The 16,002-nt window shown below is 64.9% G+C and carries 11 protein-coding genes; 2 read left to right on the forward strand and 9 right to left on the reverse strand.

Features of this window, described 5'->3' with window-relative positions; all coding sequences use genetic code 11:
* Positions 1-24 precede the first annotated feature (24 nt).
* The 8 genes from kdpB to CLV47_RS19910 all read right to left on the reverse strand — a co-directional run bounded on the left by kdpB (position 25) and on the right by CLV47_RS19910 (position 11,567).
* On the reverse strand, positions 25-2,058 hold the full coding sequence (kdpB, locus tag CLV47_RS19875) for a potassium-transporting ATPase subunit KdpB (RefSeq protein WP_106350873.1): 2,034 nt from the start codon (positions 2,056-2,058) through the stop codon (positions 25-27).
* A complete protein-coding gene (gene kdpA, locus CLV47_RS19880; protein ID WP_177557577.1) occupies positions 2,055-3,719 on the reverse strand; it encodes a potassium-transporting ATPase subunit KdpA in 1,665 nt (554 codons plus the stop codon). Before kdpA ends, kdpB begins: the two co-directional genes overlap by 4 nt.
* Positions 3,716-3,805, reverse strand: coding sequence for a K(+)-transporting ATPase subunit F (gene kdpF / locus CLV47_RS19885; RefSeq protein WP_106350874.1), 90 nt, complete (start codon positions 3,803-3,805; stop codon positions 3,716-3,718). The genes kdpA and kdpF overlap by 4 nt, the downstream gene beginning before the upstream one ends.
* Before the next feature lie 197 nt (positions 3,806-4,002).
* Complete coding sequence (locus CLV47_RS19890) at positions 4,003-5,079, reverse strand: amidohydrolase family protein (RefSeq protein ID WP_106350875.1); 1,077 nt, start codon at positions 5,077-5,079, stop codon at positions 4,003-4,005.
* Between the two features lie 28 nt (positions 5,080-5,107).
* A complete protein-coding gene (locus tag CLV47_RS19895) occupies positions 5,108-5,596 on the reverse strand; it encodes a MaoC/PaaZ C-terminal domain-containing protein (protein WP_106350876.1) in 489 nt (162 codons plus the stop codon).
* 39 nt (positions 5,597-5,635) lie between these two features.
* Complete coding sequence (locus CLV47_RS19900; protein ID WP_106350877.1) at positions 5,636-9,190, reverse strand: error-prone DNA polymerase; 3,555 nt, start codon at positions 9,188-9,190, stop codon at positions 5,636-5,638.
* Between the two features lie 59 nt (positions 9,191-9,249).
* Positions 9,250-10,851 carry a DNA polymerase Y family protein gene (locus tag CLV47_RS19905; RefSeq protein ID WP_106350878.1) on the reverse strand — a complete coding sequence of 534 codons (1,602 nt, stop codon included), beginning with the start codon at positions 10,849-10,851 and terminating at the stop codon, positions 9,250-9,252.
* Positions 10,848-11,567 carry a hypothetical protein gene (locus CLV47_RS19910; RefSeq protein WP_146135464.1) on the reverse strand — a complete coding sequence of 240 codons (720 nt, stop codon included), beginning with the start codon at positions 11,565-11,567 and terminating at the stop codon, positions 10,848-10,850. The genes CLV47_RS19905 and CLV47_RS19910 overlap by 4 nt, the downstream gene beginning before the upstream one ends.
* 249 nt (positions 11,568-11,816) lie before the next feature.
* Between CLV47_RS19910 and CLV47_RS19915 the strand changes: the two genes are divergently transcribed.
* Positions 11,817-13,016 (forward strand): serine hydrolase domain-containing protein, encoded by a 1,200-nt coding sequence (locus tag CLV47_RS19915; RefSeq protein WP_106350880.1) that lies wholly within the window; start codon positions 11,817-11,819, stop codon positions 13,014-13,016.
* Positions 13,017-13,149: 133 nt separating this feature from the next.
* Entirely contained in the window at positions 13,150-15,126 is a 1,977-nt protein-coding gene (locus CLV47_RS19920) for an ABC1 kinase family protein (RefSeq protein WP_106350881.1), read from the forward strand.
* A 33-nt stretch (positions 15,127-15,159) separates the two neighbouring features.
* Here CLV47_RS19920 and CLV47_RS22175 read toward each other — a convergent pair.
* Positions 15,160-16,002: HNH endonuclease signature motif containing protein (locus CLV47_RS22175; RefSeq protein WP_170111180.1), on the reverse strand; the 843-nt coding region annotated here is incomplete at its 5' end.

The raw sequence follows: 16,002 nt of genomic DNA on the forward strand, positions 1-16,002 counted from the left end.
CAGTTGGGTCGATCGTCGGGGGAGTCAATGCAATCCCGGCAGGAACGTGATCAGCAGGTCGATTAGTTTGATCCCGATAAACGGCGCGACGAGGCCACCGAATCCGTAGATCAGCAGATTGCGCCGCAGCATCGCGGACGCGGACATCGGCCGGTACCGCACGCCGCGAAGGGCTAGCGGGATCAATGCGACGATGACGAGCGCGTTGAAGATGACCGCGGACACGATCGCGGTCTGCGAGCTATGCAGACCCATGATGTTGAGTACGCCGAGCGCGGGAAACATTGCCGGCAGAATAGCGAAGTACTTCGCTATGTCGTTGGCTATCGAGAAGGTCGTCAGCGCGCCGCGAGTGATCAGCAGCTGTTTTCCGATCTCCACGATCTCGATGAGCTTCGTCGGGTTGCTGTCCAGGTCGATCATGTTTCCGGCCTCTTTGGCCGCCGACGTCCCGGTGTTCATCGCGACCCCAACGTCGGCCTGGGCTAGCGCGGGCGCGTCGTTGGTGCCATCACCGGTCATCGCGACCATCGTGCCGCCGTCCTGCTCGGACCGGATCAGCTGCATCTTGTCTTCAGGGGTCGCCTCGGCGAGGAAGTCATCGACGCCTGCCTCGTCAGCGATGGCCTTGGCGGTGAGCGGGTTGTCGCCGGTGATCATGACGGTGCGGATACCCATTCGGCGTAACTCGGCAAACCGTTCGCGGATGCCGTCCTTGACGATGTCCTTCAGGTCGATGACACCGAGGGCCTCCGCCGGCTCGCCCGGTAGCCGTTGGGCGACAACCAGCGGCGTACCTCCGGAGGCCGAAATGCGTTCGACTACCGGGGTGATGGCCGTGGCGTCGCCGCCGTTGTCCGCCACCCACGCGATCACCGCGGCGGCCGCGCCCTTGCGTACCTGACGACCTTCCACGAGGTCGACGCCGGACATGCGGGTCGTGGCTTCGAACGGCACAAAAGTCGCGCCTGGAATGAGGCCTTCTTCGCGGGCGCGCAGGCCGAACTGCGACTTCGCGAGGACGACCACGGAGCGCCCTTCCGGCGTTTCGTCGGCTAGTGAGGACAGCTGCGCGGAATCGGCGAGGGCCTCTGCGGGTATGCCGTCGACCGGGACAAACTGCACTGCTTGGCGGTTGCCGAGCGTGATGGTGCCGGTCTTGTCCAGTAGCAAGGTCCCAATATCGCCGGCGGCTTCGACTGCGCGTCCGGACATTGCCAGCACATTTCGCTGTACGAGCCGGTCCATCCCAGCGATCCCGATAGCCGACAGCAGCGCGCCGATCGTGGTGGGAATCAGACACACCAGCAGTGCCACCAACACGATCATTGACTGCGGTGCGCGCGAATAATCCGCCATGGGGGCGAGGGTGGCAACGGCCAGTAGAAAGACGATGGTCAGGCTCGCCAGCAGGATGTTCAGTGCGAGTTCGTTGGGCGTCTTCTGTCGCTTGGCGCCTTCGACGAGGGCGATCATCCGGTCGATGAAGGTATCTCCGGGTGCCGCGGTGATCCGGACGATGATCTCGTCGGAGAGAACCTTCGTCCCGCCGGTCACCGCGCAGCGATCGCCGCCGGACTCGCGGATGACCGGCGCCGACTCGCCGGTGATCGCCGACTCGTCGACGCTCGCGATCCCTTCTACCACGTCTCCGTCGCTGGGAATCACCTCACCTGCGCGAACCCGCACATGTTCTCCCGCCTCAAGCATCGACGCATTGACCTCTTCGACATAGCCGCCGATCACGCGGTGCGCGATGGTTGTCTTCTTGGCCTGACGCAGCGTCGCGGCCTGCGCCTTGCCGCGCCCCTCGGCCACGGCTTCGGCAAGGTTCGCGAATATGACCGTTAGCCATAGCCACACCGCGATCGTCCACGCGAAAACGGACGGGTCGATGACCGCCATGACGGTCGTGAGCACGGCACCTACCCAGACGACAAACATCACCGGCGCACGGAACAGACCACGCGGATTGAGTTTGCGGAGTGCGAGGGGAAGTGACCGGGCCAGTTGGCGCGGGTCGAATGAGCCGGCGGCGACCGGATGAGGCGTGGTCATGCGATTCCTTCGGTAAGAGGCCCCAGGGCCAAGGCAGGGAAGTAGGTCAGCGCGGCGACGGCAATCGCGATGACGACGAGGAACGCCACGAACAGCGCACCGTAGGTCCGCAGCGTTCCAGCGGTCGAGGGCGTAATCGTCTGGTGCGCAAAAGATCCGGCGAGTGCGACGATCATGACGATGGGCAGGAAACGACCGAGAATCATGACGGTTCCAAGGGCGATGTTGTAAAAGTTGGTGTTCGCATTCAGCCCGGCGAACGCGCTGCCGTTGTTGTTCGCCGCGGATGTGAACGCATAGAGCACCTCGGACAGGCCATGGGCTCCGGGATTGAGGATTGACGCGCGTCCTGCGTTGATCGCGATGGCGATGCCGGTGCCGACGAGTGCCAGCGCCGGAGTCACCAGGATGTAGAGCGAGATCAGCTTCATCTCCCGGGCGCCGATCTTCTTGCCGATGAACTCCGGCGTACGCCCGACCATGAGCCCGGCGACGAATACCGCGACGATCGCCAGCACCAGCATCCCGTACAGCCCGGATCCGACGCCGCCCGGCGCTACCTCGCCGACGGCCATGTTGGCGATCAGCGTTCCGCCGCCGAATGGCGTGTACGACGAATGCATGGAGTCGACCGCGCCGGTCGACGTCAGCGTCGTCGCGCTCGAGAAGAGCGCGGAGGGCGTGACACCAAAGCGAACCTCTTTGCCTTCCATCGCCGCGCCGGCGGCCTGTAAAGCCGTCCCACCGTGCATCAGTTCGCTGACGAAAGTGATCACCGTCGAGCCGAGCGCAAGAACTGTCATGGCGAACAGAATCGCGCGGCCCTGTTTCACCGAACCGATCATCCGGCCGAAGGCCCGCGGCATGCTGAATGGAATCACCAGCAACAGGAAGATCTCGAACAGGTTGGTCCACCAGGTCGGGTTCTCGAACGGGTGGGCGGAGTTGGCGTTAAAGAACCCGCCCCCGTTGGTGCCGAGTAGCTTGATTGCCTCTTGCGAGGCCACCGGGCCCATCGGGAGGTTTTGGCCGGTGCCTGCGACGCCGGCGGCATGTACTGCGCTACTGAAGTTTTGAATCACTCCGCCGGCGAGCAGGACGACTGCGGCGACGAACGCGAGTGGGAGTAGCCCGCGGACGACGCCACGGACCAGGTCGCTCCAGAAGTTGCCGATCCGACCGGTCTTTGTGCGGATCAGGCCGCGCACTACCGCCACCGCCACGGCCATTCCGACCGCCGCCGACACGAAGTTCTGTACGCCGAGACCGGCCATCTGGGCGACGTCACCGAGCGACTGTTCGCCGGCGTACGACTGCCAGTTGGTATTGGTGACAAACGATGCGGAGGTATTGAATGCCTGCGCCGCCGGCATTCCCGGGTGTCCGAGGGATAGTGGCAACCAGGCTTGTGCTCGCAAGATTACAAAGAGCACAATCACTGACGCGCCGGAAAAGACGAGCACGCCGCGTAGGTAGGCCGGCCAGCGCTGGTCGGCATCGGGATTGACGCCGATAGCCCGGTAAATCCACTTTTCAACGCGCAGGTGCCGCTCACTGGAGTAGACCCGAGCAAGGTAATTGCCCAACGGTCGTTGCACGACGGCAATGGCGACCACCAAGATCGCGAGCTGGATGGCGCCGTACCGCCAGTCGCCGGTCAAAACCGTTCCGCCTTGACCAGCGCGATCACCAAGTAGATGACCAGTAGGCCGGTGATCACCAGGCCCGCGATGTCTTGTGCGCTCACTACCGATGCTCCTCGACGTGGTCGTCGGCGGCGTCTGGTGGCCGCCGATCGACTTCAGTCAAGAGCAGGATCGGCTCGATCGCGTATTTGTTTACGTGTTCTCAACGCTCGTGCGCGGGGATATTAACGCTCATCGTTGCGGGAGGTCATACGTGGCGGCTGCAGTACCCGCCGCGGCGTATGACCTCCCGAAGAAACTAGCTGGGGTATGCGGCGACGTCGAGCCGGTAGAACTCCGCAGCGGTGCCTGAGAACAACGCGGCCTTGTCGTCCGCCGACGCACCGGACGCGATCCTCTTAAACGCGTTCCAGTAGGTCGTGTAGCTGCCGGAAATCTTGTCGACCGGGAAGTTGCTCTCGAACATGCACCGGCGTACGCCGAAGTGCTCGATGCAGGTCTCGAAGTACGGACGCCAGACCTTGGCCAAGTCTTCGGACGTCGGTGGTGCAGGTAGCTTGTGGAAGTCGAAGCCGTTGACCTTCATGCCCAGTCCGCCGAGCTTGACGTAGACGTTGGGATTTTGCGCGACCGCGCGGATGGACTCCTGCCACGTCGCGAAGACCTCGTCGCGGTGGCCGGCGTACGGCGCGCCGATCCCGAGCGGGCCACCGACGTGATTGAGCACGATCTTGGTTTCCGGGAAGGCTGCGGCAAGGTCGGCGAACGCGTCGAGTTGCGGGTGGTAGAGCCACGCCTCGAACGTCAGCCCCAGTGGCTGGAGCCGGGCGAACCCGGCCCGGAACTCGTTGGTGCTGAACATGTCACTGCGTGGGTTGGTGTGGCTCAGGCCGATCTCTTCGCTGGGGTCCCACGCCGCCGCATGCCGGATGCCTTTAAACCGCTCCCCGCCGGCCCGGATGTGCTCTTGCAACACGTCCTCGACCCGGTCACCGAGCATCAGGTCGGCAAAGCTCACGATCCCGTCGCAGGCGCGGGTCAGTCCGTAGGTACCACTGGCGCTCATCGCGGCGATGCCGTTGACGAACTCGGTCTCGCCGATCGGGGCAGTCTCTCGCGGCCCGGACGCGCGATACATCGAGGAGCACTCGATGAAGACGGTCGCGAGGACGTTGTGCCCGCCTGAGATGTCAGCCATCAGCTCGTCGAGGAGGTAGCGGTTGCCGGCGCGGTCCCATAGGTGGTGGTGCGGGTCGATGATCGGCAGGTCCGGCTCGATGATCGCTTCGGATCGCTTGCTGGCCAGCCATGTCGTGTTGGGGTTGGGATTATTCGAGCGTGGTCGCTTTGCGTCGATTGCCTGTGCGTCGGTCATGTATCTCCTTGTGTAGTTGGGCGTGGTGTTATGCGGTGGGGCGGCGGAAAAACCAGCCGCGGCCGATCATGCTTGCGACCGGTACGTCGTCGCGGCTCACGGTCCATTCGATGCGTACGGTGCCGAGGTGATCACCGCGCGAGGACGGTGAGGTTTCGAGCACTTTGAGCTGGACGTGCAGCGTGTCCCCGACGTAGACCGCCTTGAGCCAGCGCATGCCTTCCATGCCCGGGGAGGCATCGGGCGCTGCCTTGGACAGGATGTGCTCGACGTACTGGCGCATGATCGCCGCGCCCGTCCACCAGCCGCTGGCGATCAGTCCGCCCCATTGGCTGGCTTTCGCCGCGTCCTCGTCGATGTGGTACCACTGCGGGTCGTAGCGCTTGGCGAAGTCGACGACCTCGTCGTGTTCGGCCACGACCGTGCCGAGGTCATGGATCTCGCCGGGAATGAAGTCTTCGAACCACATCGTGGGGATGGCGCCGGTTGCGGTGCGGATATCGGAATCGTTAGACATGCTCACAGACTGCCAGATCGGTGAGAACGGGACCAGGGATCATCGGAAGTCGCGCGACATGCGCGGCAGACCGGTGGTCGGTGCCATCGACGCGATGTTGATCGGCAGCGGTTCGAGTTTGTCCGCGACGAGGTTGATGGCGCCGTCATTTTTCTCCAGCATGCCGCGGATGAACAGTGCCGACGATTCGCGCGCTACCCGGAGATATTTGTTCCACACCGGCACCGGGATAACGACGTTGACCATGCCCGTCTCGTCCTCGAGATTCATGAAGGTCACCCCGGACGCGGTGGCCGGACGCTGCCGATGAGTGACCACGCCGCCGACCAAGATTCGTCGTCCGGTGGGCAGCTTGGCCAGCATCGCGGCCGGTACGGCGCCCCGCTTGTCGAGGCTTTGGCGTACGTACTGGATCGGGTGGTCCTGGGTGGTGATGCCGGTGGCCCAGAGGTCGGCCATGCTGGTCTCGCCGTCGGTCATCTGCGGCAGCGTGGGCGCGTCGAGTGGGGAACCGGACTCGGCCAGCTGCTCGGGACGTTCGCGTGAGGCTGGTCCCGCCTGCCAGAGCGCCTCGCGCCGATCGAGGTCGAACGAGCGGAATGCCCCCGCGGTCGCGAGTGCCTCCATCTGAGGCGTCGTCAGGCCGGTCCGGCGTACGACGTCGGACATGGTGGCGAAGCGGCCTCGCGCGGCACGTTCGTCAACAATGCGCTGGGCGAGGTCGGCGCCGATCGTGCGCACCGACTGCAGCCCTAACCGGATCGCGAAGTCACCGTCGCGGCGATGTGGGGCGCTGTCGAAGTCGCCGTCGGGCTGCCAAGTGAGACTGCCTTCGGTGAGGATGGGGTCGTCGATGCAGCGCCGCTCGCCGGTGGGTAGCAGCCGCACTGTGCGCGGCGGACATACGTCGCAGTCGAGGTCGGCCGGCTCCATCCCGGCGTACGTCCCGGACAGCTGGATGTCGGGCTCTCGGACCTCGACGCCGTGTCGGCGGGCGTCGGCCACGAGAGACTGCGGGGAATAGAAGCCCATCGGCTGGGCGCGCAACAGGGCGGCCAGGAATGCGCCGGGGTAGTGCAGCCGCAGCCACGAGCTGGCGTAGACCAGTGATGCGAACGAGATCGAGTGGCTCTCGGCGAAGCCGAAGTTGGCGAACGCCTCAATCTTGTCGTAGATGCTGTCGGCGAGTGCGCCGGTGATGCCGTTGTCGCGCATGCCGTCGTACAGTTTTTCCTTAAGGTAACCGATCTTTTCGACCCCGCGTTTGGATCCCATCGCGCGGCGTAGCAGGTCGGCGTCGGCTCCGGAACAGCCACCGACGGCCATGGCGATCTGCATGAGTTGTTCCTGGAACAGCGGAATGCCGAGGGTGCGTTTGAGGACAGGCTCAAGCGAGTCGTGTTGGTAGGTGATCGGTTCATGTCCCCGCCGCCGGCGGATATAGGGGTGGATCGCGCCGCCCTGGATCGGTCCCGGCCGGATCAGCGCGATCTCGATGACGAGGTCATAGAAGGACCGTGGTCGCAGCCGGGGCAGGGTCGCCATCTGGGCGCGGCTCTCGATCTGGAACACACCTACGGTGTCGGCGCGACAGAGCTGGTCGTAGACGCCGAGCTCCTCCTTGGGGATTGTCGCGAGTGTCCACTTCTCGCCGAGGTGGGTCTCGACGAGATCCATGCAGTAGCTCAGTGCGGACAGCATCCCCAGGCCGAGCAAGTCGAACTTCACCAGCCGCATCGACGCGCAGTCGTCCTTGTCCCACTGCAGTACGGTGCGCCCTGGCATCCGGGCGTGCTCGATCGGGCAGACATCGCCGACCGGTTGACGGGTGAGAACCATGCCGCCGGAGTGGATGCCGAGGTGCCGCGGGAAGTTGAGCAGCTCGGAGGCCAGATCGAGGACGTCACGGGGAATCTCGTCGATGTCAGAGCTCGGCTCCGCAGGCTCGGTGGATTCGGCGGTATCGTCGCGCTTCGGGATCGTGTACCAGCTGTCGATCTTCTTGGACCACGCATCCTGTTGCCCGACGCTATAGCCGAGAGCCTTGGCCATGTCACGTACGGCCGAGCGCGGCCGGTAGGTGATGACGTTGGCGACCTGAGCGGCGTTGCGCCGACCGTACTTGTCATAGACGTATTGGATGACCTCCTCGCGGCGGTCCGAGTCGATGTCGATATCGATGTCCGGCTCCTCGTTGCGCGAGGCCGACAAGAAACGCTCGAATGGCAAGCCGAACCGTACCGAGTCGACGGCGGTGATCCCGAGCGCGTAGCAGACCGCGGAGTTGGCCGCCGATCCGCGACCTTGGCACAAGATGCCGTTTCGCCTAGCGAACTGCACGATGTCATGCACAATCAGGAAGTAGCCGGGAAAGTCTTTCTCCTCGATGACCTTGAGCTCTTTTTCCAACCGAGGATAGGCATCGGTGTCGGTAGGTTTTTCCGGGTTGCCGTATGCCTCCCGCGCGCCGCGCCAGGTGAGCTCGCGCAGCCAGCCCATCAGGTCGTAGCCTGGCGGGGTGTCCAGGTGCGGCAGTTGCGGCGCGGCCGAACGCAACGGAAACGACAGCTCGTCGGCGATCTGTACGGTGCGCGCGACGGCGCCTGGGAAACGGGCGAATCTGGCGGCCATCTCCGCGCCGGAACGCAGGTGCGCAGTGCCCGCCGCAGGTAGCCAGCCGTCGAGCTCATCAAGGCTGCGCCGGGCGCGTACGGCGGCGACGGCCATCGCCAACCGTCGCCGGTCGGGGGTTGCGTAGTGCACGTTGTTGGTCGCGACGACCGGAAGCCGGGCCTCCGCGGCCAGGGCGGCCAATGCCTCATTACGTTCGTGGTCGAGCGGGTAGCCGTGGTCGATGAGCTCGACCAGGACATTGTCGTGGCCGAACAACGCGGTCAGTCGGTCGAGCTCGCCATGCGCAGCGTCGAACCGCTGTGCGGCAGTGGAAAACCCTGGTACGCCGAGCTTCTCGCCATCCTTGCCACACAGCGCCAACGGGACCAGGCCTTTGCGGCAGCCGGTGAGGACCATCAGCTGACCGTCGCCGGTGGCCGCGAGCTGCTCAAGGTTGTAGCGGGGTTTGCCCTTTTCGGCCCCGTCCAGCTGGGCGTCGGTGATCGCGCCGGCCAGCCGGTGGTAGCCCTCCTTGCCCCGGGCGAGGACGAGCAGGTGCGCGCCCTCGGGGTCGGGTACGCCGTTTTGCGGCGCGGTGAGCTCGAGCGACAGCTCCGCGCCGAAGACGGCCGGCAGGTGGTATTCGTCGGCGGCCTCGGCCATCCGCACGACACCTTGCAACCCGTCGTGATCGGCCAGCGCCAGTGAATGCAGCCCGAGCCGGACGGCTTCTTCAACGAGCTGCTCGGGATGGCTTGCCCCGTCGAGGAAGGAGAAGTTGGAGTGGCAGTGCAACTCGGCGTAGGGAGTAACTTCACCGTCGGGACGTTGCGGTCGGTCGGGCGGTGGGTCGTACGCCGGACGGTGCCGGGTCCACGCGGGAGAGTCACCGCCGTCGGCGATGGTGACACCGTCTTGAGGACCCGCGGAGAGTCGGCGGTGTAGTTCGGACCAGGAGACCGGCGGATTGCTCCAGCCCATCACGTCACCAGCCCGGTCGAGATCAGTTCGGTCGACATCAGTTCAGTCATAAGATCAGCTCAGTCATAGGAGGCCTCGATCCACCAGTGGCCCTTGGTGAAGACGAGGAGATAGGCATGCTCGTCGGTAGTGACCTGCAGCCGGGCGAGTTGCCGGGCCGCATCGGCGTTCCACCAGCGTTCGTCGCTGAGCCACGGACCGGCCCAGGCGTCGATGGGATCGGTCGAACCGTTGCGATAGGCGATGGCGACCGGTTGCTCGTTGAGCGTGCCGCGATCGCTGACGATCAGCGGCGACGTCGTACCGCGCACCTGGATGGCGATAGGGGTGGCGAGCACCTGCGACGGCGCAGGTTCGGGTAAACGGCCCGGCCAGGGTGGTGTCGGGTCGCGCCGCGGTGTCAGCGCCTCGCCCCACGGCACCAGGGTGGTGTGTTCGACGGGCGCCCGCCCTCCGCTGCGCACGGCGGTGACGACCGCAGTGTGGTCGAGCATGCTCTGCACGCGGGTGAACGCCCGGTGGATGCGCTCGTCGGGGTTGTTGTCTCCCCATAGCCCGTCGGCGTACACGCCGATCCGGTCGACGTGCTGCGGAGTGACGATGATGGTCGTGATCGGGGAGGTCAGCGCGCCGCCGGCCCGGATGCCCACTCCGGAGCCGGTGTCGGCGGGTGTCGCAGCCTGCACCTGCCAGCGCACTCGGTCGACGACGTCGTTGGAGTTGAACCACCTCGGGTGCCGCCACAAGCGGTCGGAGGTCTTGCCATCTTCGTCGCGCAGCACGATCCGCACGGATGTCGCGACAAGGTCGTAGCGGGCCAGTGCCGCGATGAACCCGTCGGCTTTGGCGCGGACGGCGAACGCGATCGTGTCGACCCGTTCCAGTGGCGGGTCGAGGTCGACGTAGAGGGAGAGCTCCGGTGGGGGTGTGCGGATTGCTAGTCGACGGCGTTCGATGCCCGCCGCCAACCGGTGCGCGGCGACCCCGTCTGCGCCGAACCGGGCCGAGACCTGAGTGGTTGGCAAGGACGCGAAGTCGCCCAACGTGCGTAAACCCATACGCCGCAGCACATCTGCTAGTTCAGGCCGGCTCAGTGTGTCGACCGGTAGTCGTGACAGGAAGATCGCCGACTCGCCGGGCGGGACAACCGTGTCGACCTTCGCCGCCTGTGTCGCGGCGAACGATCCGTCGGCGACTCCGAAACGTGCGTCCGGGTAGCCGAGGCTGTCGAGATAGTCACCGAGCGCGTCGATGAGCGCGGACTCGCTGCCGAAGTAGTGGCTAGGCCCGCGTGAGCCGGTGGCGCACATTCCCGGTCGGATCGCCTCCACGCCAGGGGAAAGCTCCTCTATAGCGCGCAGAACCGGTTCGAATGTGCGGGCGTCGTCGGCGGGGTTGTAGGGCACGGCGCGCAGTGACGGGCATCGTGACTGCGCGTCCCGGCTGCGCATCCCGCGTGCGACGCCGTGTCGGCGGGCCGCAGGAGAGCAGGCGAGCACGGCGCCCTTGTCGAAGACCGCGATGAGCGCGTCTGAGATGTCGCAGGTCTGCGCCGCCGCGACGACAGGCCAGTCGGGGTACCACATGACCAGGACCCGCTGCAGTGGTTCTTGGTCGAAGAGCGCTAGGTCGTCCGGGTCAAACAGAGTGTCGCTGGTCATTGGACTACTCGCAGTGTGGTGCTTGGCTCGTAGGGTCTGACGGTGCCGTCTGGTGCCGGCAGCCACATGCGCTCGACGTACGGTCGCCCCTTGCCGCTGGCGGTGACCGGCGCGTGTCGAGCGGCGAGATGACCATGCCCGTCGCGGTCGAGCCCGAGCCAGGTGCTACGCCCGACGGTCAGGCGTAGTTCGCTGCCTGGCCACGAGGAGTCGAGCACGATGAGTGTCGAGCCGCGCTGGCGCATGCGCGCGGCGATCCGGCGTACGTCGGCATCGCGGGGTCGGCCAGGTGGCCGTACGACGAGGACGTCGAGCGCATCGCTGAGGGTGGCAACCACGTCAAGCCAGTGCTCGGCGGGGTCGGGCACGAGCGCGAGCCGGGCGAGGTCGATGCCGAGGCACTCAGCGGCATGCGTACCGAACGACGGCAACCCGATCGCGGCACTCCACGCGCCCGCGCTGCTCGGACCGGCCAGCATCGCCATCGCCAGTGACGTCGAGGACTCGACGAGATAGGTGACACCGCGTTTAAGACCGGTGCCCCCGAGGAGTCCGATCAGGCCGGGGAGGGTCGGTTGGTAACGCTTAGCGATCTCGCTGCCGGGGATGACTTCGGTTGGTACGACGCTCGGTGACGTGGTCGCTGCGGACAGAGATGACGCGCGTTGCAGTGGAAGATCTGCAAGCGCGGCCGCGGCCAATGGGGAAGACGTCACCCCTACATCATCGAACAGGCGTACGACAAAATCAAGAGGAACTGGCGACGTTTTCAGTCGGCTGGCCCACTCGCGCGGGATGCGTCCAAGGTATATGACGGCGCGATGAGACCGTTGCCATCACGGCCTCGGTGCGTCACCATCAAAGCACCAATGTTGATGCACCTCGAAGGCTACGCGTGCAGTCGGACATCTCAAGGTCACCTCGGAGCCACGCTAGCGCGGCTCCGCTAATTCGTTGGAGGCACAATGAGCCCGCGCGGACTTTCCGCTGATCGATTGGGTCGCTTGGACCAGATCATGGACGGATACATCGAGCGTGGTGAAATACCAGGCATCGTGGCGCTCGTGAGCCGAGGAGATCACACGCACGTGCACGCGTGCGGCACGATGACGGTGGGCGGCACCCAGCCGATGCGCCGGGACACGATTTTCCGGATTGCTTCGATGACTAAACCGATCGCTGCTGCCGCGGCGATGATTTTGGTTGAGGAGTGCGTGCTCCGACTGGATGATCCGCTCGACGATGTACTTCCTGAGCTGGCGGGCCGCGTTGTATTGCGTTCTCTCAGCGCGGACCTAGACGACACGGTCCCAGCGCGCAGGCCCATAACGCTGCGCGATCTACTGACCTTCCGGCTCGGTATCGGCGCAGTTATGGCGCCGCCCGGCAGCACCCCCATTGGTACGGCGATGGACGAAGCCGGCCTCGCGCCCGGCGGGATACCTCCGCAACTGCCGCCGGACGAGTGGCTGGTACGTCTGGGTCGGTTGCCGCTGGCGCACCAACCGGGCGAGGGATGGATGTATCACACCGGCGCCGACGTGCTCGGCGTTCTCATTGCACGGGCAAGCGGCCAGCCCCTCGACCTTTTCATGCAAGAACGCATCTTCGAGCCACTCGGTATGCGCGACACCGCGTTTCACGTGCCGACCGAAAAACTGGACCGCCTTCCAGGTGCCTATACCTCTGAAACGAATGGGCCAGGTCTCGTCGTGCTCGACGACTCGGTAGGTGGATATTGGAGTACGACACCTCAGTTCGCGTCCGGCGGAGGAGGTCTGGTGGCTACCGTGGACGACTATCTCGCCTTCTGTCGGATGATGCTCGGCGGTGGCCGGACCGGGAGTACCCGCATACTGTCGCGTGCTTCCGTCGAACTGATGACTACCGATCACCTGACCGCCGAGCAACGATCGGCGAACGCCGTACTGCTTGGAGGTGATCGAGGATGGGGACTGGGCGTATCCGTGGTGACGCGGCGTACCGGACTGGCGTGGTCGGTCGGCACATTCGGCTGGGACGGCGGCCTAGGTACCTCGGCGTACTCGGACCCACGCGAAGACCTGGTCGGAATACTGATGACTCAACGGGCTATGGACTCTCCCAAGATGCCGAACGTATTCACTGACTTCTGGACTTCGGCGTACCAGGCCGTCGACGACTGACCGGCCTTGAGCAGGAGGTGACGCCTCCTTCTCAGGGATGACAATCCTTGCACCGTCGAATGATGTGCGCGGGCGCGCCGATGTCGATTCTTAACGGGTGAATCTACTCAAAAGACACCAAGTGGGGATCTAGATGCGCTGGTTACTGGAAAACGTGATCTTCCTGCCCTTTCTATTCGTCACGATCCTCGCATTCAGCGCGGTAATCACCCGGCTGCTGGGCGTGCGCCTGGGACTGGTGCGCACGCTGATTGCGGCGGCGTTCGCGCTAAGTCTTGCGACGCCGATATTGCGAACGATGCTTCCTCCAGACTCCAGGATCGACACGGTGACTGGTGTTGTATTCGTCGTACTGTCGGTGTGTTGCGCAAGCCTGATCGGCATGGTGGTGCTGGTGATAGGCGAGGTCATCGTCCCCGCCGGATCACTGCCTGGACCGCTGGAGCTGTGGCATGGCTGGCGTTCTCGTATTGCGCGGGCCCGCCGCTATTGTCAGGTTGTGCGGATCGCCGCGCGACACGGCTTGAGGCGATTCTTCCGGGGCTATCGGCACCGGGGGCTCGACTCGCGGACGTCCCGGCAGGACCTTGCGCGGTCGTTACGCCGCGCGCTCGATGACGGCGGGATCACCTTCGTCAAGCTCGGGCAACAGTTGTCGACCCGGCGAGACCTACTGCCGTCGGAATTCATCCAGGAACTGTCGTCGCTGCAAGACGCCGCGGCCCCGATCCCTTGGGAAGCAGTCAAAGCTGTCATTGAAGAGGACTTGGGTCGTTCGCTAGATGAGGCGTTCGCCGATATCGATCCGTCCCCGATAGCGGCTGCTTCTGTGGCGCAGGTGCACGCTGCGTCGCTACTCTCCGGCGAGAAGGTCGTCATCAAGGTACGACGCCCTGGCGTCGCAGAGACTGCCGAACGCGACCTTGACATCCTCGACAGGTTGGCGAAGACACTCGAGTCGCGCACTGAGTGGGGCAAGACGATCGGCCTGCGCGCGCTCGTCAGCGGGTTCGGAGCAGCGCTACGCGAGGAGCTCGACTTCACGAACGAGCGGGGCAATCTTGTCGCGATCGCGGCGATGTCGCCGTCTGACAAGCGTGTCCGGGTCCCGGCGTCGTACCCCCAGCTGAGTAGTCGTCGAGTCCTTGTGATGGAGCGGCTGGACGGAACACCACTAGGTGCAGCGGCCGCATCGCTCACCGAGATGGGGCCAGCTAGGCGCAAGCAGATTGCCCGGACCTTACTTGGCGTCGTACTGGACCAAGTTCTTGTGCGAGGGCTGTTTCATGTCGATCTGCACCCGGGAAATATTCTGGTGCAGGCAGATGGGTCGTTGGCGCTACTGGACTTCGGGTCGGTCGGACGGCTCGACGCGACGACCCGTGTTGCGATCGGCCGGCTGCTTGCGGCGTTGACGACCGGAGACTCGTCGTCGGCTACAGACGCTCTGCTGGAGCTAGTGGATCGTCCGGGTGAGGTCAACGAACGTGAGCTAGAACGCACGGTGGGCAAGTTGATCGTGCGATACGCGCTGCCGGGTGTTCAGGCTGGTACGGCGGCGTTCACTGCGCTCTTCCGGGTCGTGACCGCACATCGGCTGGGGGTTCCGCCTCAGGTGGCGGCCGTCTTTCGGGCGTTTGCGACCCTGGACGGCACCTTGACGGTCCTCGATCCGACATTCGACATTCTTGCCGAAGCCCGCGTCGCGAAAGAGGAACGAGTGGCGGACGTAGCCGGGCCGAATGTCATCCGCAAGTCCGTCGAGAACGAACTGATGTCGCTGCTTCCCGTGCTGCGCCGGCTACCTCGCCGCGTCGACCGGGTCGCTGATTCGCTGGAGCAGGGGCGCTTTACCGTCAATGTCCGTCATTTCGCTGATCGCCGCGACCGGAGCGTCATGACCGGTTGGTTGCATCAGGCGTTACTCACCGTTATCGGATCTGCCGCGGGGATCATGTCCGTGATGTTGCTGGGAACTCGAGGAGGACCGCGACTGGCCGATAACATCGGCCTGTTCGACGTACTTGGCTATGCGTTGATGGTCGTTTCGGTAGTTCTTGTTCTGAGAGTGCTCGTCGTCGTCTTTCGTCGCGAGCAGATCGCGTTGTAATTGAACCCCCGCGCGGGACGGTGCTTGGGCCAGTCAGGCGGCGGTGTTTTTCTTGTTTCGCTTGCGGCGGGGTGGTGTTTTACGTCCTGGCGGGTGGGTGGTGTAGCGGCGGCCGGTGGGACTGGTCCAGTCGATACTGGCGTCGTCGTGGAGGACTAGTTGCCATCCGGTTTGGTGTTTCACCCGATGGTGGAGTTCGCATAGCGCGATCAGGTTCGTGTCGGCGGTGGGCCCGTTCGGGTATTCGATGACGTGGTCGAGGTGGCAGTATGCGGCTGTGCGGGCGCAGCCGGGGAAGCGGCACGTCACGTCCCGGGTGATGACGCGGCGGCGCATGTCTGCTGGTGGGCGGTAGCGGGTTTTCCCGACGTCGTAGACGATGCCGGTGATTGGGTCGTGAAGGACCCGGCGCCAGCGGGCGTCGGCGGCGAGGTGGCGGGCGAGGTCGGGGTCGACCGGTCCGATGCCGTCGATGATCGCGGCGTGTCGTTCATCGATGAGGTCACCGGCGCGCCACCGGGTCGTTCCGGTGTGTGGGCAGCACGGATCACTGCCGCTGCTGCTTCCGACGTCGCTGGCGCTGGTGTCCCCGGGTGGTTTGCCGACCTGGTTATCTGGGCCGGGCGGCTGGTCGCCGCTGCCGGGTGCTGGAGGCAGACTGCTCCCGTCGTTGCGTGCGTGGCTTCTGGTTGCGTCGGGGCTGGTGGTGCTGGTGTCGGGATTGGTGGCGTGGTCGCTGCCGGCGAGGAGGTCGACCGGGATCGTGACATCCAAATGCACCTCTGGTGGTGTGGGGATGGTGAGGTTGATGTGGGCGGCGAGTTGCCGGATCAGGTCCCAGAGCTCGGTGACTCGTTCGGCTTCTGCCGGGTCGAT

The organism is Antricoccus suffuscus, assembly GCF_003003235.1.
Taxonomy (GTDB): domain Bacteria; phylum Actinomycetota; class Actinomycetes; order Mycobacteriales; family Antricoccaceae; genus Antricoccus; species Antricoccus suffuscus.